Here is a 16,656-nt window from a genome sequence, read left to right as displayed (position 1 = left end):
AACACATTCAAATGTGGGAGCTGGCTTGCCTGCGATGAGGCCGGTACAGGCAAAAAAAATGCCCGCCAGAGGCAATCCCAAAAAAACCGTGAGGCCAAAACCGTGATCCAGACCCTGACCCACCTCCCCCATCCCCATGAAGATGGGCCGACACTCGCCAGCCACTTCACCGACCTGGCGCCGCCCCTCAACGCCCGCCAGGCGCAACTGGAAGCCTCGCGATGCCTGTATTGCTACGATGCGCCTTGCGTGAATGCGTGCCCCAGCGAAATCGACATCCCGTCGTTCATCCGCAATATCCACACCGAGAACGTGCAGGGCGCCGCGCAGAAAATCCTCTCGGCCAATATCCTCGGCGGCAGCTGCGCCCGCGTGTGCCCCACCGAGATTCTGTGCCAGCAAGCCTGCGTGCGTAATAACGCCGAAGAATGCGCGCCGGTGCTGATCGGCCTGTTGCAGCGCTACGCCATCGACAACGCGCACTTTCGCGAACACCCGTTCCAGCGCGCTGCACCGACCGGCAAACGCATCGCCGTGGTCGGCGCCGGGCCTGCGGGCCTGGCTTGCGCACACCGCGCGGCCCTGCATGGCCATGACGTGGTGATTTTCGAAGCACGGGAAAAAGCTGGCGGCCTGAACGAATACGGGATCGCCAAATACAAGCTGGTGGATGACTTCGCCCAGAAGGAGCTGGATTTCCTCCTGCAGATCGGCGGCATCGAGATCCGCCACGGCCAGCGCCTGGGTGGCAACCTGACATTGAGCGAACTGCATCAGCAATTCGATTCGGTATTCTTGGGCCTCGGCCTTGCCGCCAGCAAACAGCTGGGCTTGCCCCATGAAGACGCGCCCGGCCTGCTCGCCGCCACCGACTATATCCGCGAACTGCGCCAGGCCGATGACTTGAGCCAACTGCCCTTGGCCGACCGCTGCATCGTGCTCGGCGCCGGCAATACCGCCATCGACATGGCCGTGCAAATGGCCCGCCTGGGCGCCCGCGATGTCAACCTGGTGTACCGCCGTGGCTTGGCCGACATGGGCGCCACTCACCATGAACAAGAGATTGCCAAGGCCAATCAGGTACGGCTGCTGACCTGGGCTCAACCGGATGAAGTGTTGCTGGATGATCAAGGCCGTGTGCGCGGCATGCGTTTTTTGCGCACGCACATGGAGAACGGTCGCCTGCTCCCCACTGGCGAGACCTTTGAACTGGCCTGCGACGCGATCTTCAAAGCCATCGGCCAGGTTTTTGACAACGAGGCGCTGCACGACCCGTTGGCTCAGCAACTGCACCGCGTGGGCGAACGCATCTTCGTCGACGAGCAGCTGCAAACCAGTATCCCAGGCGTCTATGCCGGTGGCGATTGCGTCAGCCTCGGCCAGGACCTCACCGTGCAGGCGGTGCAACACGGCAAGCTGGCCGCCGAAGCCATGCACGCCCAACTCATGCTGAACGTGGAGGCTGCGTAATGGCCGATCTCTCGATTGTATTTGCCGGTATCAAAGCCCCCAACCCGTTCTGGCTGGCCTCCGCGCCGCCCACCGACAAGGCCTACAACGTGGTCCGCGCCTTCGAAGCCGGCTGGGGCGGCGTGGTGTGGAAAACCCTCGGTGAAGACCCGGCGGCGGTCAACGTATCTTCCCGTTACTCGGCGCACTATGGCGCCAACCGCGAGGTACTGGGCATCAACAATATCGAGTTGATCACCGACCGCTCCCTGGAGATCAATCTCAAGGAAATCACCCAGGTGAAAAAGGATTGGCCCGACCGCGCCCTGATCGTGTCGCTGATGGTGCCGTGTGTTGAAGAATCCTGGAAAAATATCCTGCCGTTGGTGGAGGCCACCGGTTGCGATGGCATCGAGCTGAACTTCGGCTGCCCCCACGGCATGCCCGAGCGTGGCATGGGCGCAGCGGTCGGCCAGGTGCCGGAGTATGTAGAACAGGTGACGCGCTGGTGCAAGACCTACTGCTCGCTGCCGGTGATCGTCAAGCTCACGCCGAACATCACCGACATCCGCGTGGCGGCACGCGCGGCGTATCGCGGCGGTGCGGATGCGGTGTCGCTGATCAACACCATCAACTCCATCACCAGTGTGGACCTGGAACGCATGGTCGCCCTGCCGGTGGTCGGCACGCAAAGTACCCATGGCGGTTATTGCGGCTCGGCGGTCAAGCCGATTGCGTTGAACATGGTGGCTGAAATCGCCCGCGACCCACAGACCCAGGGCCTGCCGATCTGCGGCATCGGTGGCATTGGCAACTGGCGTGACGCGGCGGAATTTGTCGCACTGGGCTGTGGCGCGGTGCAGGTGTGCACGGCGGCGATGCTGCATGGGTTTCGGATTGTGGAAGAGATGAAGGACGGGCTGTCGCGGTGGATGGACAGCCAGGGTTACGCCAGCCTGCAGGCGTTTTCCGGGCGGGCGGTGGGCAATACCACGGATTGGAAGTACCTGGACATCAACTATCAGGTAATTGCCAAGATCGATCAGGAGGCGTGTATCGGCTGCGGGCGTTGCCATATTGCCTGCGAGGACACGTCACACCAGGCGATTGCCAGCTTGAAGCAGGCGGACGGCACGCACAAATACGAGGTGATCGATGATGAGTGTGTTGGCTGCAATTTGTGCCAGATCACTTGCCCGGTGGCCGATTGCATCGAGATGGTGCCGATAGAAACGGGCAAGCCGTTTTTGAACTGGACGCAGGATCCGCGTAACCCTTACCGCGAGGCTGTGTAAGTTACCTTTTGAAATGATCGTTCCCACGCTCCGCGTGGGAATGCAGCCAGGGACGCTCCGCGTCCCAAGAGCGGACGCAGAGCGTCCAGTGAGGCATTCCCACGCAGAGCGTGGGAACGATCATCAAGGCTCCAAGCCAATCCCACGCAAAATCACACTGGTCACCGTCTGGATTGCCTTCTCGAACTGCCTGTCCGACAACGGCTGGTGATCATTCAAGATCTTCACCTGGTGATCAAAGTCCGCATAGTGCTGGGTCGAGGCCCAAATCATATACAGCAGGCTCGACGGCTCCACCGGCAGGATGCGTTTGTCTTCCACCCACTGACGAATTTTCGCCTCCTTCATCTTGGCCCAGTCGTACAGGCTTTCGTCCAGCGCCTCACCGAGGGTCGGCGCGCCGTGGATGATTTCATTCGCCCAGACTTTCGAACCATGCGGCCGCGTGCGTGAGCGCTGCATCTTGGCGCGGATGTAACTGCTGAGCACCACGCGCGGGTCATCGAAGGTTTCAAAGCTCAGGGCGTCCTGCTTCCACAGGTCCAGCAGGTCGAACAGCACGGCGCTGTACAGCTCGCTTTTGGTGCTGAAGTAGTAATGCAGGTTGGAGCGCGGCAGTTGCACTTCTTCGGCAATATCGGCCATGGCGGTGCTGCCATAGCCCTTCTCGGCAAAGACTTTCTCTGCCGCCAGCAGGATTTTCTCGACGTTGCTGCGCCGGATACCGATCTTGTGATTGCCCATGGATGATGGAGCCCCAGTCACTTTTAAATACAATTCATTTTCAACCATCACATCATGAACCGCCTCATTAGGCTACACGCCATTGATCGCCAGATCGGCGCCAGCGCTTCAAAGCCCGCAGTATTCCAAGGCGTCAGCCTGCGTGATCGAGCTATGATCGGCGCATCTGAACCGGACACCCCTGACCTATGGCCGTTGACCTGCACGCCCTCTACCCAAAATTGATCCACCTGATGCTGGACACGGTCTTCGTGGTCGACAGTGACAACCTGATCGTGTTTGTCAGCGATGCCTGCGAAGCCCTGCTCGGTTACCGCGCCGATGAACTGACCGGCACGCCCATTACCGACTACATGCACCCCGAAGACCTGGCACGCACCCGGGCCTCGATTGTGCGGGTGATGAATGGCCGGCCCCATGTGGATTTTCGCAACCGTTATCTGCGCAAGGATGGCAGCGTGGTGCACATCCTGTGGGCGGCGTTCTGGTCCGAAGAAGTCGGCGCGCGCATCGGCGTGGCGCGCGACGTGACGGCGCTCACCCAGGCCGAGGAGGAACTGCGTTTCCTCGCCCACCATGACCCGCTGACGGCGCTCACCAACCGCTCGTTGTTCAACGATGGCCTGGCGTCGGCCCTGCACACCGCACAGCGTCATAACACCCGGCTGGCGTTGCTGTTTCTGGACGTCAATGACTTCAAGGGCATCAACGATGTGCATGGCCACGCGGTGGGCGATCGCGTGCTCTGCGTGATTGCACGGCGGCTGGAACGTTGCGTGCGTGACAGCGACCTGGTGGCGCGCATGGGCGGCGACGAATTCACGGTGTTGCTGACCGATGTGCAGTCACACGAAACGGTTAGCGCCAAAGTCGCGCAAATTCTCGCGGCCATGGCCGAGCCGCTGGGCGCTGAGTTTGGCCCGGTCAAGATGCCGTCGTGCAGTGTGGGCGTGGCGTTTTATCCGGCCGACGGTGCAGACGCCGATACCCTGCTCAGCCACGCAGACAGCGATATGTACCGCATAAAAAGGCTGCGGTTGGCCGCCGAGTGATGAAACTTCCTACGCGAACCTTTCCCGCCAAAAACGGATTGGTTAGGATCGCGGTCCACTTGAAGGATCATTGCAATGACTATTCGACCTCGCGTGGCTGCCGACGACCCGGTGCTGGGCGCACTGTGGGAGCGCTCGGTGCGAGCCACCCATGACTTCCTCCCCGAGGACGACATCCAGCGTTTGCTGCCGCTGGTGCGCGACGCCTACCTGCCAATGCCGGCCCTCGACGTGTGGGTGTATGAAGACCACCACGGTATCGCCGGTTTTATCGGCACTGGCGGGCATAACGTCGAAATGCTGTTTATCGACCCCGAGCGCCGCGGCCAGGGCGTCGGCCGCCAATTGCTCGACCACGCCCGCGCCCGTCATGACACGCTGACCGTGGACGTCAACGAACAAAACCCGCAGGCCGTGGGTTTCTATCTGCATTATGGTTTTATCCAGGTCGCGCGCTCGCCGCTGGATGGCGAAGGCAAACCCTTTCCCTTGTTGCACATGGCATTACCGACTCACTCACTTGAAGGTACTGAACAATGCTGATCAAGAAAGCCCTCACCACTGTCACCCTGCTCGCTTCCCTGCTGGGCGCCTCTGCGGCATTTGCCCACGCCCATCTCAAAAGTTCGACACCGGCGGCAGACAGCACGGTTGCTGCGCCCGCCGACCTGCGCCTGACCTTCAGCGAAGGCGTCGAGGCCACCTTCACCAAAGTGTCCCTGAGCAAAGACGGCACCGAACTCGCCATCAAAGGCCTGGAAACCCCGGACGCCGACAAGAAAACCCTGGTGGTCACACCCGCCGCGCCGCTGGCCGCCGGCAACTACAAAGTGGTGTGGAACGCCGTCTCGGTCGACACCCACAAGAGCAACGGTGAATACAGCTTCAAGGTCGGCCAATAACCCATGGCAACCCTGCTGGTGCTGTGCCGCTTCGTGCATTTCATCGTCGTGCTGTTGATGTTCGGGGCCTGTGCCTTCAGGCCCTGGCTGCTGGGCAACGAAGTGCAACCGGCACTCGACCGGCAACTGCTGCGCATCACCCGCGCCCTGGCCTGGCTGGGGTTGTTCTCCGGCGTGGCCTGGCTGCTGTTGATCACCGCCAGCATGGCGGGCAGCTGGGACGCGGCGCTGCAACCGGCCACCGTGCAGTTGGTGCTGGGCAAAACCTTTTTCGGCCAGGTGTGGGTCTGGCATCTGTTGCTGAACCTGCTGCTGGTAGTGGTGTTGCTCAAACCCCGGCCGGCCTTGCGCCTGCCGTTGACCGCACTGCAGCTGGCGACGCTGGCACCGGTCGGCCATGGCGCCATGCTCAATGGGCTGAGCGGCCAATTGCTGATCCTCAATCAAGTGGTGCACCTGGTGTGCGTCGGCGCCTGGCTGGGCGGGTTGTTGCTGCTGGTGCTGATTCTGCGGCTGTCGCCAAAGCCTGCGCTGGAGCCGATCCTCAAGCGCTTCAGCGGCGTGGGTTATGGCCTGGTTGCCGGTTTGCTGGTAACGGGTTTGATCAATGTTCGCGTGCTGACCGGGCAGCTGTGGCCCACGCCGCTGTTTAACGGGTTTGCGCTGATTCTGTTGATCAAGGTGCTGCTGGTGCTGGGTATGTTAGCGCTGGCGCTGTTAAACCGGTTGCGTATCGAGCGCTGTGAGGAGCGAGTGGGCAGTTTGAAAGCCAGTGTGATGCTCGAATGGGTGCTGGGTATTTCAGCAGTAGCCGCGGTGTCCCTGCTGGGTACCTTGCCGCCCATGGTGATGGCCGGCTGAAGATCTCTGTGGGAGCTGGCTTGCCTGCGATGCAGACACCGCGGCCCCACAGTTACACCGCGTCGATGCCATCGCAGGCAAGCCAGCTCCCACATGGACCGTGCCCGCTTTTCATCGATGCGCACTTGGTCATCGTATAACTTCTGCTTGACAGCCCCCGAAAACCTCGCAAATATCCCTCGCAATGTTGTACGACAACGTATAACAAATAATAAAAACAACAAAATGGAAGGGAGCTTCACTGTGCCTCAATTCGCCCGCAATTCCTCCTCGCGTCTCGGTCTTATCAGCCTCAGCAGCCTGGCACTCGCCCTGCCCCTCAGCGCCCAGGCAGAAGGTTTTATCGACGATGCCAAAGCCACGCTCAACCTGCGCAATGCCTACTTCAATCGCAATTTCACCAACCCCACGTACCCACAGGCCAAGGCCGAAGAATGGACGCAGAACTTCATTCTCGACGCCAAATCCGGCTTTACCCAAGGCACTGTGGGCTTCGGGATTGACGTACTCGGCCTGTATTCTCAGAAGCTCGATGGCGGTAAAGGCACCGGCGGCACCCAACTGTTGCCGCTCGACAGAGATGGCCGCCCTGCCGACAATTTCGGACGCCTGGGCGTGGCACTGAAAACCCGGCTGTCCAAAACCGAACTGAAAGTTGGCGAATGGATGCCGGTACTGCCGATACTGCGCTCGGACGACGGCCGCTCCTTGCCGCAGACCTTTCGTGGCGGCCAGGTAACCTCCAATGAAATCGCCGGGCTGACGCTCTACGGCGGGCAATTTCGCGGCAATAGCCCACGCAACGATGGGAGCATGGAAGACATGTTCATGAACGGCAAAGCCGCGTTCACCTCGGACCGTTTCAACTTCGGCGGCGGCGAATACACCTTCAACGACAAACGCACCCAGGTCGGCGTGTGGTACGCCGAACTCACCGACATCTACCAGCAGCAATACCTGAACCTGACCCACAGCCAGCCGGTCGGCGACTGGACGTTTGGCGCCAACCTGGGGTTCTTCAATGGCAAGGAGGACGGCAGCGCCCTGGCCGGCAACCTCGATAACAAAACCTATTCCGCCCTGCTCTCGGCCAAATACAAAGGCAACGCCTTCTATGTCGGCCTGCAAAAACTCACCGGCGACAGCCTGTGGATGAGGGTCAACGGCACCAGCGGCGGCACCCTGGCCAACGATAGCTACAACGCCAGCTACGACAATGCCAAGGAAAAATCCTGGCAGATACGCCATGACTTCAACTTCGTGGTACTCGGCATTCCGGGGCTGACCATGATGAACCGGTATATCAGCGGCAATAACGTACACACTGGCGCCATCACCGACGGCAAGGAATGGGGCCGCGAGTCGGAGCTGGCCTACACGGTGCAGAGCGGCACACTGAAGGATTTGAATGTGCGCTGGCGCAACTCGACCATGCGTCGGGATTTCAGCAACAACGAGTTTGATGAGAATCGGATCTTTGTCAGCTACCCGATCTCGTTGCTGTAACGCGCTCCCTGCAGGCACTGACATTTGTAGCAGCCCGCTTGTGTGGGAGCTGGCTTGCCTGCGATAGCGCAGGATCAGCAAAAGAAATGTCAGTTAGCCGACCGCAATCGCAGGCAAGCCAGCTCCCACCTTTTGAGCATCACTTGCCTGCAAGGGCGTTGACAACCCAGGGAGTCCAAAACGATACTTCCACCAAGTCATACGACAACCTACAACAACAATGGAATTCCCATGACCACCACCACGCCTGTCCCCTTCAACCGCCTGCTGCTCACCGGCGCCGCCGGCGGCCTGGGCAAAGTCTTGCGCGAACGCATGCGCCCTTATGCCCAGGTATTGCGCCTGTCGGACATCGCCAACATGGCCCCGGCGGCCGGTGAGTTCGAAGAAGTGCAACCCTGTGACCTGGCCGACAAACAGGCTGTGCGCCAACTGGTGGAAGGCGTCGATGCCATCCTGCACTTCGGCGGTGTGTCGGTGGAGCGCTCTTTCGAAGAAGTGCTGGGCGCAAACATCAGCGGTGTTTTCCATATCTACGAAGCCGCCCGCCGCCATGGCGTGAAACGCGTGATCTTCGCCAGCTCCAACCATGTGATCGGCTTTTACAAGCAAGACGAACAGATCGACGCCCACTCCCCACGTCGCCCGGACAGCTACTACGGCTTATCCAAATCCTATGGCGAAGACATGGCCAGCTTCTACTTCGACCGCTACGGCATCGAGACCGTGAGCATCCGCATCGGCTCCTCGTTCCCGGAACCCCAGAACCGCCGGATGATGCACACCTGGTTGAGTTTCGATGACCTGACCCAACTGCTCGAGCGCGCGCTGTACACGCCCAATGTCGGCCACACCGTGGTCTACGGCATGTCGGATAACCTCGACACCTGGTGGGACAACCGCTACGCCGCGCACCTGGGTTTTGTGCCCAAGGACAGCTCCGAGGTGTTCCGCACCAAGGTCGAAACCCAGCCGCCAGTGGCCGCCGATGACCCGGCCGCGGTCTACCAGGGCGGCGCGTTCTGCGCGGCGGGGCCGTTTGGTGACTGAACGTACATCAACCCAAGGGAATGAGTTGCCATGACCGCTGAACTGATCGTCGACGCCCGCAATGCCGTGGGTGAATGCCCGGTGTGGCTGCCGCAGGAAAACGCGCTGTACTGGGTGGACATCCCCAACGGTGGCCTGCAACGCTGGGACGCCGCCACCGGCCACGTCGCCGCCTGGAAAGCCCCGCAGATGCTCGCCTGTATTGCCCGCACCGACGCGGGCAATTGGCTCGCGGGCATGGAAAGCGGGTTTTTCCAACTCACCCCACATAACGACGGCAGCCTCGACACCACGCCTCTGGCGAGCATCGAGCACCCACGCCCGGACATGCGCCTCAACGATGGCCGCTGCGATCGCCAGGGCCGTTTCTGGGCTGGCAGCATGGTGCTGAACATGGGCTTGAATGCGGCCGAAGGCACCCTGTACCGCTATGCGTCAGGCGCCGCGCCGCATGCGCAACTGAACGGGTTCATCACCCTCAATGGCTTGGCCTTCAGCCCTGACGGCCGCACGATGTACGCCTCGGATTCACACCCGCTGGTGCAGCAGGTCTGGGCGTTCGATTACGACATCGACACCGGCACGCCATCCAACCGCCGCGTATTTATCGACATGCATCAATTCCTCGGGCGCCCCGATGGCGCGGCAGTCGACGCCGAGGGTTGCTACTGGATCTGCGCCAACGACGCGGGGCTGGTTCACCGCTTCACCCCGGATGGCCGTCTGGACCGCTCCCTCAGCGTGCCGGTCAAAAAACCCACCATGTGCGCCTTCGGCGGCAGCCGGCTGGACACCTTGTTCGTCACCTCGATTCGTGATGACCACAGTGAGCAGTCGGTCGCCGGCGGCGTGTTTGCCCTCAACCCCGGCGTCAGCGGATTGCCGGAGCCCACGTTCACCCTCTAGCTGCATCGATGTGCCTTGAATACAACAACAATAAGACAGGAGTGACACCCCATGGACTTCAAACGCACTTTGCTCGCCGCTGCATTTTTTACCCTCAGTACCGCCGCCCACGCGCTGGAAATCAAATTCGCCGACATCCATCCCGCCGGCTACCCCACCGTCGTCGCTGAACAGAACATGGGCAAGGCCCTGACTCAGGCAAGTAACGGCGAACTGACCTTCAAATACTTCCCGGGCGGTGTCCTGGGTTCCGAAAAAGAAGTGGTAGAACAGGCCCAGGTCGGTGCGGTGCAGATGACCCGCGTCAGCCTCGGCATCGTCGGGCCAGTGGTGCCGGACGTGAACGTGTTCAACTTACCATTCGTGTTCCGCGACCAGGCGCATATGCGCAAAATCATCGACGGCGAGATCGGCGATGAAATCCTCGCCAAGATCACCGACTCCGAGTTCGGCCTGGTGGCCCTGGCCTGGATGGACGGTGGCACGCGCAACCTCTACACCAAGAAGCCGGTGCGCAAGATCGAAGACCTCAAGGGCATGAAAATTCGTGTACAGGGCAACCCGATCTTCATCGAAGCCTTCAACGCGATGGGCGCCAACGGTATTGCCATGGACACCGGCGAAATCTTCAGCGCCTTGCAGACCGGCGTCATCGACGGCGCGGAAAACAACCCGCCCACCTTGCTCGAACACAATCACTTCCAGAACGCCAAGTACTACACGCTCACCGAACACTTGATCCTGCCCGAACCCATCGTGATGTCAAAAATCACCTGGAACAAACTCACGCCCGCCCAGCAAGACCTGGTGAAAAAAGCCGCCAAGGTCGCCCAGGCCGATGAGCGCGCGCTGTGGGACGCCAAGTCCGCCAGCAGCGAAACCAGGCTCAAGGCTGCCGGCGTCGAGTTCATCAGCGTCGACAAAAAACCCTTCTATGACGCCACCGCAGCGGTTCGCGCCAAGTACGGTGCGGCTTACGCCGACATCATCAAGCGCATCGACGCAGTCGAGTAATCACCCTTCCCTTCAGTCAGGCCCGGCGCGGTCGGCATCGACGCGCCCGGTTACGGTGAACGCCATGAAGAATTTAGTGCTGCGCATCAACGACCGCATTTACATGACCTGCATCTGGGTCGCCGGCCTCTCGGTCCTCGGGGTCGCGCTGATCATTCCTTGGGGCATCTTCGCCCGCTACATCCTCGGCACCGGCGCAAGCTGGCCGGAGCCCACCGCCATCCTGCTGATGCTGGTGTTCACCTTTATCGGCGCCGCCGCCAGTTACCGTGCCGGCGCGCATATGTCGGTGGCCGTGGTCACCGACCGCCTGCCAGCGCGCCAACGGCAAATCGTCGGCGTTATCACGCAACTGCTGATGGCCACCATCTGCCTGTTCATGACCGTCTGGGGCAGCAAGCTGTGCCTGTCCACCTGGAACCAGTTCATGAGTGCGATCCCCACCCTGCGCGTGGGCATGACCTATATGCCAATCCCGATCGGCGGGCTGCTGACGCTGGTGTTCGTGCTGGAAAAACTCTTGCTCGGTGACCAGAGCCAGCGCCGCGTGGTGCGCTTTGATCTGGTTGAAGAAAACGAAGGGGCTGCCTGATGGACGCATTGATGCTGCTGGGCAGTTTTATCGCCTTGATCCTGATCGGCATGCCGGTGGCCTACGCCCTCGGGCTGTCGGCGCTGATCGGCGCGTGGTGGATCGACATCCCGTTCCAGGCCTTGATGATTCAGGTTGCGGGCGGGGTGAACAAGTTTTCGCTGATGGCGATTCCGTTCTTTGTACTGGCCGGGGCGATCATGGCCGAAGGCGGCATGTCGCGGCGACTGGTTGCATTTGCCGGGGTGCTGGTGGGGTTTGTGCGCGGCGGCCTGTCGTTGGTGAACATCGTGGCGTCGACGTTTTTTGGCGCGATTTCCGGCTCGTCGGTGGCCGATACCGCCTCGGTCGGTTCGGTGTTGATCCCGGAAATGGAGCGCCGTGGCTACCCGCGTGAGTTCTCTACCGCCGTCACTGTCAGCGGCTCGGTGCAAGCCTTGCTGACGCCGCCCAGCCATAACTCGGTGCTCTACTCCCTGGCGGCCGGCGGCACGGTCTCGATTGCCTCGTTGTTCATGGCCGGCGTGGTGCCGGGGCTGCTGATGAGTGCATGCCTGATGGTGCTGTGCCTGATCTTCGCGAAAAAGCGCAACTACCCCAAGGGCGAGGTCATCCCGCTTAAACAAGCGCTGAAGATCTGCGCCGACGCGCTCTGGGGCTTGATGGCCATGGTGATCATCCTGGGTGGCATCCTCTCGGGCATTTTCACTGCCACCGAGTCGGCCGCGATTGCCGTGCTGTGGGCATTTTTCGTGACCATGTTCATCTATCGCGACTACAAATGGCGTGAGCTGCCCAAGCTGATGCACCGCACGGTGCGCACCATTTCCATTGTGATGATCCTGATCGCCTTCGCCGCCAGCTTCGGCTACATCATGACCCTGATGCAGATCCCGGCAAAAATCACCACGCTGTTCCTGACCCTGTCGGACAACCGCTACGTGATCCTGATGTGCATCAACGTGATGCTGCTGTTGCTCGGCACGGTGATGGACATGGCGCCGCTGATCTTGATCCTCACCCCGATTCTGCTGCCGGTGATCCTCGGTATTGGCGTGGACCCGGTGCACTTCGGCATGATCATGCTGGTGAACCTCGGGATCGGCCTGATCACTCCACCCGTGGGTGCGGTGCTGTTTGTGGGTGCGGCGGTGGGCAAGGTCAGTATCGAGAAAACCGTGGCGGCGCTGCTGCCGTTTTATGCGGTACTGTTCCTGATATTGATGGCAGTGACTTACATTCCCGCGTTGTCCCTGTGGCTTCCCGGGCTGGTGCTCTGATGATTGAACTGGAAGACAGCCTGACCCATCTCACCCTCGCCCCGGCCGTGGGTGGCAGCCTCGTCAACTGGACGGTGCGCGCGACCGGGCAGCCGCTGTTGCGCCATAGCGACGAAGCTGCGCTGAACACTGGGCTGCCGGGCAAGCTGGCGTGTTACCCGCTGGCGCCATGGTCCAATCGAGTTGCCCACGGCGGTTTCGACAACCCCAGCGGCTGGCTGGCACTCACGCCCAACAGCCCGCTCGACCCGCTGCCGATTCACGGTTCGGCCTGGCAACAGGCGTGGCAGGTGGTAAGCCAGACGGCGGATGAAGTGGTGCTGGAGGTGGTGTGCGACACGCCGTTTGCCTATCGCGCCGAGCAGCGGTTTCGCTTACGTGGCGGCGAACTGAGTATCGAGTTGCGCGTAACGCATCTGGCCGAAAAAGCCGCGTGGCATGGCTTGGGATTGCATCCGTATTTGCCACGAAGGCCCGGCACGCGGTTGCAGGCCAAGGCCGATCAGGTGTGGATGAGCGATGCGTCCAAGCTGCCAACCGGGCTGGCGCCGGTGCCGGCCGAATGGGATTTCACTCAGCTCAAGGGGCTGCCGCAAGGCCTGGTGGACAATGGGTTTTGCCAGTGGGACGGGCGTTGCCGCATCGAACAGCCGGAGCTGGGCTATGCACTGGAATGCCAGGCCAGCGGCGCCGATTACTTCCTGCTGTTCTGCCCGCCGGGGTTGGGGTTCTTTTGCATCGAGCCGGTGAGTCATCCGGTGAATGCGCATCACCTGCCGGGCAGGCCCGGCCTGAAGCTGCTGGAAAACGGCCAGTCAACTCACCTCAATTTCACCCTGAAATACCAACCTTTGTAACCCCACAAAACCCTGTGGGAGCCGGGCTCGCCCGCGATGGCGGTGTGTCAGCCTGCACACCTGGACCTGACAAACCGCTATCGCAGGCAAGCCAGCTCCCACATTTTTGATCCGCATGGTGTCAAGGCGGGCTGTTTTTCAGGCGACCCGCCGTGTCGATACTCACCACCACCGACAACCCCGGCCGCAGGCGCTCGCTCTCGGCCTGATCCGGGTCCACCGTAATCCGCACCGGCACCCGCTGCGCGATCTTCACAAAGTTGCCGGTGGCGTTATCCGCCTGCAACAGGCTGAACTCCGAGCCGGTCGCCGGGGAAATATGCTGCACCGTGCCGTGAAACTTGCGGTGGTTGAGCGCGTCCACGGTGAACGTCACCGGCTGGCCGACCTGCACATTGTCCATCTGGGTTTCTTTCATGTTGGCGATCACCCACAACTGCGGCGGCACCAGCGCCATCAACTGCGCGCCGGAGTTGACGTAGGCGCCCAGGCGCACACCGATCTGCCCCAACTGGCCGTCACGCGGCGCAATGATGCGGGTGTTGGACAGGTCGATACGCGCCAGCTCCACGGCCGCATCGGCACTGGCCACCGCCGCTTCGAGGGAACCACGATTGACGATCACGGTTTGCAGGTCCTGACGGGCGATTTCCAGGTTGGCCTGGGCCTGAGCCACCGCCGCGACGGTCTGCGCATTCGCGGCGCGGGTCACGTCCAACTCGCGCTTGGACACTGAACCATCGCTGATCAACTCTTCATTGCGGCGCAAGTCGGCGGTGCTTTTGCGCGCCTGGGCCTGGCTGTCCACCAGCGCGGCCTGGCGCAGTTTGATGGTGGCTTCGGCGCTGTTGCGCTGCTGCACCACATTGGCCAAGGAGGCTTTCTGCACTGCCAATTGCGCCAGCGCCTGGTCAAGACGCTGCTTGTAGATGCGGTCATCCAGGCGCACCAGCAGGTCGCCGGCCTTGACGTACTGGAAGTCCTGCACCGGCACTTCATACACGTAGCCACTCAATTGAGGGCCGATAATCGTCACTTGGCCGCGCACCAGGGCGTTCTCGGTGGTTTCCACCGCACTGCTGAAGGGTGGCAATTGCCAGGCATACAGCACGATCAACACACCGACGATGGCAATCGCGGCAAAACCCAGCGATGAGATGATGCGCACTCGCAGCGAGCGCGGCTCCGTGACGGTCGAGCCCGGTGGTGGCGTGCCTTCCGGAGTGGAGGCGATGGCGTTGGTCGTGGTCGTGGTGGTGGTTTCGGTCATGAAGTAACGCCGCTGGGTTGAACGGGAGGGGCTGCTGCTTTGGTGGTACTCATCAGCCACAGGCTGCGGGTGAAGATCCAGAGCATGGTGAGGATCGCGATGATCGCGATCAGCATGAATACGTCGTTGTAGGCCATCACATTCGCCTCACGCGTGGCCGCCGTGGCCAGGCTGCGAATGCCCATGAGGTTGCGCAGTTCCGGGTCGGCGATTACGCCGCCATAGGCCGAGCCGCCGCTCTGCACCCGTGCCGCCACGCGTGGGTCCAGCAGGGTCAGGTGTTCGACGATCATGCTGGAGTGGTATTTCTCGCGCACGATCTGGAACGTACCCAGCAACGCCGCGCCAATCAGGCCGCCGAGGTTCTGGCAGATGCCGAACATCACCGAGAAGCTCACCAGGTTGCGCGGGTTGGTCAATACGTTTTTTGTGCCCAGCACCATGGTTGGCCCCAGGAAGAAGGTGCCGCCAAAGCCTAGCAGGAACTGGCTGATATACAGGTTTTGCGGGCGGGTCAGGTTGCTGGAGAAACTGTCCATCACGGAGCCTGTGGCCATCAACGCCAGGGAGATGATCAACGGCATCAGCAGGTGCGCCGGGTTGATCGTCAGCGCGCTGACCACCAGCCCGGCAATCGCCCCGGCCAGCATCACCACGTAGAGGGTGTGCATCTGCTGGTAGCTCATGTTCAGCATCTGCATAAAGCCCACCGCACCGGTGGACTGCTCGGACAGCACCATGCGAATCAGCACCACCGCCAGCGCCAGGCGAATCATCGCCCCGCTGCCGAGCCAACGCGTCATCAACATCGGGTTGGCGCGGTTATGCTCAATGGCCAGGCCGGCCATGATCAGCACCAGCGAACAGGCCGAGGCCACGCCGATCCAGGGCGCTTCCAGCCACCAGTCGATACGCCCCAACGACAGCACCGCACAGAGCAACGCCACGCCGCTGGCAAGGATGGCAAAGGTGAGGAAGTCGAGTTTTTCAAAGGTTTTAAAACGGTCGCCGGGCGGCAGTTTGAGCATGAACACACAGCCCAGGCAGATCAGCGCCATGCCCAGCTCGAACAGGTACAGCCCGCGCCATTCGGCAATTTGCAGCAAGTCTTCAGAGAACAATCGCGCCAGTGGCAGCGCCAACTGCGCGGTGCCCAAGCCCAGCACCAAGGCTTTGAGCCGCCACTTGGCCGGGAACGCCTGGATCATGTAGTACAAGCCCAACGAACTCAGCGCCGCACCGACCATACCGTGAGCTGCCCGTACTGCAATCGCCGAACTCAAGTCGTTGACGAACAAATGGCCGAAGGTCACCAGCGCATACAGCACCAGGAACACCTCGGTAAACGCGCGCAGGCCGAACTGCTGACGAAACTTCACCAGCAGCAGGTTCATGCACACGTTGGTCATCACATAGGCGGCCGGCAGCCAGGCCATTTCTGCGGTGGTGGCGCCCAGTGCGCCTTGCAGATATTGCAGGTTGGCAATCACCAGGGCATTGCCGAGCCCGCCGGTAATTGCCACCAGGATCCCGACCAACGCAAACAGCCAACGCTTGTGCGTAGGGTGCAGCGGCGTCGACGGCGAGCCGGGCAGGCTCGGCCGCTCGTGGGGTTGCCAAGTGTGGGGGGTGTATTTATCCATCGCATGACCTTGATGAGCCGACGTGCAAGGTCGGTAAATCCGTTACTCAGGGACCAGTAAACCTGAGAGGCGTTCATCTTGCCATGTCTCGTGCGGGCACGGTCAAAACTGTGGGGGCGGGCTTGCCTGCGATACAGACACCTCGGTGTGTCAGGTACACCGAGTTGATGCCATCGCAGGCAAGCCAGCTCCCACATTAGACCGAGTATGGCTCTGCTGTTGCTGTTGCTCCGGC

Annotated in this window: 16 protein-coding genes; 13 read left to right on the top strand and 3 right to left on the bottom strand. The window is 61.3% G+C overall.

Going from position 1 to position 16,656, the window contains the following annotated elements:
- The first annotated feature begins 102 nt into the window (after positions 1 to 102).
- Together HX790_RS06630 and preA are read left to right on the top strand one after the other, a co-directional pair.
- Positions 103 to 1,470, top strand: coding sequence for an NAD(P)-dependent oxidoreductase (locus HX790_RS06630; RefSeq protein ID WP_176991378.1), 1,368 nt, complete (start codon positions 103 to 105; stop codon positions 1,468 to 1,470).
- Positions 1,470 to 2,744 (top strand): NAD-dependent dihydropyrimidine dehydrogenase subunit PreA, encoded by a 1,275-nt coding sequence (preA, locus tag HX790_RS06625; RefSeq protein WP_017136449.1) that lies wholly within the window; start codon positions 1,470 to 1,472, stop codon positions 2,742 to 2,744. Before HX790_RS06630 ends, preA begins: the two co-directional genes overlap by 1 nt.
- Before the next feature lie 123 nt (positions 2,745 to 2,867).
- On the opposite strand, the gene HX790_RS06620 is transcribed toward preA, so the two are convergent.
- Positions 2,868 to 3,488, bottom strand: a complete 621-nt coding sequence (locus HX790_RS06620) for a TetR/AcrR family transcriptional regulator (RefSeq protein ID WP_017136448.1) — start codon at positions 3,486 to 3,488, stop codon at positions 2,868 to 2,870.
- Positions 3,489 to 3,676: 188 nt separating this feature from the next.
- Here HX790_RS06620 and HX790_RS29735 point away from each other — a divergent pair, with 188 nt between their 5' ends.
- The 11 genes from HX790_RS29735 (at position 3,677) to HX790_RS06565 (ending at position 13,508) form a co-directional block, all read left to right on the top strand.
- Positions 3,677 to 4,540: a GGDEF domain-containing protein gene (locus tag HX790_RS29735; RefSeq protein WP_017136447.1), complete on the top strand. Its 864-nt coding sequence runs from the start codon at positions 3,677 to 3,679 to the stop codon at positions 4,538 to 4,540.
- A gap of 75 nt (positions 4,541 to 4,615) precedes the next feature.
- Positions 4,616 to 5,083, top strand: coding sequence for a GNAT family N-acetyltransferase (locus HX790_RS06610; RefSeq protein ID WP_017136446.1), 468 nt, complete (start codon positions 4,616 to 4,618; stop codon positions 5,081 to 5,083).
- Positions 5,077 to 5,442 (top strand): copper homeostasis periplasmic binding protein CopC, encoded by a 366-nt coding sequence (gene copC / locus HX790_RS06605; protein ID WP_099550007.1) that lies wholly within the window; start codon positions 5,077 to 5,079, stop codon positions 5,440 to 5,442. Before HX790_RS06610 ends, copC begins: the two co-directional genes overlap by 7 nt.
- Before the next feature lie 3 nt (positions 5,443 to 5,445).
- A complete protein-coding gene (gene copD / locus HX790_RS06600; protein WP_176991377.1) occupies positions 5,446 to 6,303 on the top strand; it encodes a copper homeostasis membrane protein CopD in 858 nt (285 codons plus the stop codon).
- Positions 6,304 to 6,546: 243 nt separating this feature from the next.
- The gene (locus HX790_RS06595; RefSeq protein WP_026013644.1) at positions 6,547 to 7,809 is read left to right on the top strand and encodes an OprD family porin; all 1,263 of its coding nucleotides are present in this window, start codon (positions 6,547 to 6,549) and stop codon (positions 7,807 to 7,809) included.
- Positions 7,810 to 8,040: 231 nt separating this feature from the next.
- Positions 8,041 to 8,859 (top strand): NAD(P)-dependent oxidoreductase, encoded by an 819-nt coding sequence (locus HX790_RS06590; protein ID WP_176991376.1) that lies wholly within the window; start codon positions 8,041 to 8,043, stop codon positions 8,857 to 8,859.
- A gap of 30 nt (positions 8,860 to 8,889) precedes the next feature.
- Positions 8,890 to 9,765 (top strand): SMP-30/gluconolactonase/LRE family protein, encoded by an 876-nt coding sequence (locus HX790_RS06585; RefSeq protein WP_176991375.1) that lies wholly within the window; start codon positions 8,890 to 8,892, stop codon positions 9,763 to 9,765.
- Between the two features lie 51 nt (positions 9,766 to 9,816).
- Entirely contained in the window at positions 9,817 to 10,779 is a 963-nt protein-coding gene (locus tag HX790_RS06580) for a TRAP transporter substrate-binding protein (RefSeq protein WP_138453485.1), read from the top strand.
- Between the two features lie 64 nt (positions 10,780 to 10,843).
- On the top strand, positions 10,844 to 11,371 hold the full coding sequence (locus HX790_RS06575) for a TRAP transporter small permease (protein WP_176991374.1): 528 nt from the start codon (positions 10,844 to 10,846) through the stop codon (positions 11,369 to 11,371).
- Complete coding sequence (locus HX790_RS06570; protein WP_138453486.1) at positions 11,371 to 12,651, top strand: TRAP transporter large permease; 1,281 nt, start codon at positions 11,371 to 11,373, stop codon at positions 12,649 to 12,651. Before HX790_RS06575 ends, HX790_RS06570 begins: the two co-directional genes overlap by 1 nt.
- Positions 12,651 to 13,508 carry an aldose 1-epimerase gene (locus HX790_RS06565; RefSeq protein ID WP_176991373.1) on the top strand — a complete coding sequence of 286 codons (858 nt, stop codon included), beginning with the start codon at positions 12,651 to 12,653 and terminating at the stop codon, positions 13,506 to 13,508. The genes HX790_RS06570 and HX790_RS06565 overlap by 1 nt, the downstream gene beginning before the upstream one ends.
- Before the next feature lie 121 nt (positions 13,509 to 13,629).
- Here HX790_RS06565 and HX790_RS06560 read toward each other — a convergent pair whose 3' ends face one another.
- Both HX790_RS06560 and HX790_RS06555 read right to left on the bottom strand, forming a co-directional pair.
- On the bottom strand, positions 13,630 to 14,778 hold the full coding sequence (locus HX790_RS06560) for an HlyD family secretion protein (protein ID WP_017136436.1): 1,149 nt from the start codon (positions 14,776 to 14,778) through the stop codon (positions 13,630 to 13,632).
- Positions 14,775 to 16,421: an MFS transporter gene (locus tag HX790_RS06555; RefSeq protein ID WP_017136435.1), complete on the bottom strand. Its 1,647-nt coding sequence runs from the start codon at positions 16,419 to 16,421 to the stop codon at positions 14,775 to 14,777. The genes HX790_RS06560 and HX790_RS06555 overlap by 4 nt, the downstream gene beginning before the upstream one ends.
- Between the last annotated feature and the right edge of the window lie 235 nt (positions 16,422 to 16,656).

This window comes from Pseudomonas sp. IPO3747, assembly GCF_013385245.1.
Lineage (GTDB): Bacteria > Pseudomonadota > Gammaproteobacteria > Pseudomonadales > Pseudomonadaceae > Aquipseudomonas > Aquipseudomonas edaphica.
Note: the sequence above shows the minus strand (reverse complement) of the source record. Positions and strands in the feature narration are given on the sequence as shown.

Bases quoted from the DNA above. Each gene is read 5' to 3' on its own strand.
- preA (WP_017136449.1), top strand. From the start codon at position 1,470: ATGGCCGATCTCTCGATTGTATTTGCCGGTATCAAAGCCCCCAACCCG.
- HX790_RS06620 (WP_017136448.1), bottom strand. From the start codon at position 3,488: ATGGGCAATCACAAGATCGGTATCCGGCGCAGCAACGTCGAGAAAATC.
- HX790_RS29735 (WP_017136447.1), top strand. From the start codon at position 3,677: ATGGCCGTTGACCTGCACGCCCTCTACCCAAAATTGATCCACCTGATG.
- HX790_RS06610 (WP_017136446.1), top strand. From the start codon at position 4,616: ATGACTATTCGACCTCGCGTGGCTGCCGACGACCCGGTGCTGGGCGCA.
- copC (WP_099550007.1), top strand. From the start codon at position 5,077: ATGCTGATCAAGAAAGCCCTCACCACTGTCACCCTGCTCGCTTCCCTG.
- copD (WP_176991377.1), top strand. From the start codon at position 5,446: ATGGCAACCCTGCTGGTGCTGTGCCGCTTCGTGCATTTCATCGTCGTG.
- HX790_RS06590 (WP_176991376.1), top strand. From the start codon at position 8,041: ATGACCACCACCACGCCTGTCCCCTTCAACCGCCTGCTGCTCACCGGC.
- HX790_RS06585 (WP_176991375.1), top strand. From the start codon at position 8,890: ATGACCGCTGAACTGATCGTCGACGCCCGCAATGCCGTGGGTGAATGC.
- HX790_RS06580 (WP_138453485.1), top strand. From the start codon at position 9,817: ATGGACTTCAAACGCACTTTGCTCGCCGCTGCATTTTTTACCCTCAGT.
- HX790_RS06575 (WP_176991374.1), top strand. From the start codon at position 10,844: ATGAAGAATTTAGTGCTGCGCATCAACGACCGCATTTACATGACCTGC.
- HX790_RS06570 (WP_138453486.1), top strand. From the start codon at position 11,371: ATGGACGCATTGATGCTGCTGGGCAGTTTTATCGCCTTGATCCTGATC.
- HX790_RS06565 (WP_176991373.1), top strand. From the start codon at position 12,651: ATGATTGAACTGGAAGACAGCCTGACCCATCTCACCCTCGCCCCGGCC.
- HX790_RS06560 (WP_017136436.1), bottom strand. From the start codon at position 14,778: ATGACCGAAACCACCACCACGACCACGACCAACGCCATCGCCTCCACT.
- HX790_RS06555 (WP_017136435.1), bottom strand. From the start codon at position 16,421: ATGGATAAATACACCCCCCACACTTGGCAACCCCACGAGCGGCCGAGC.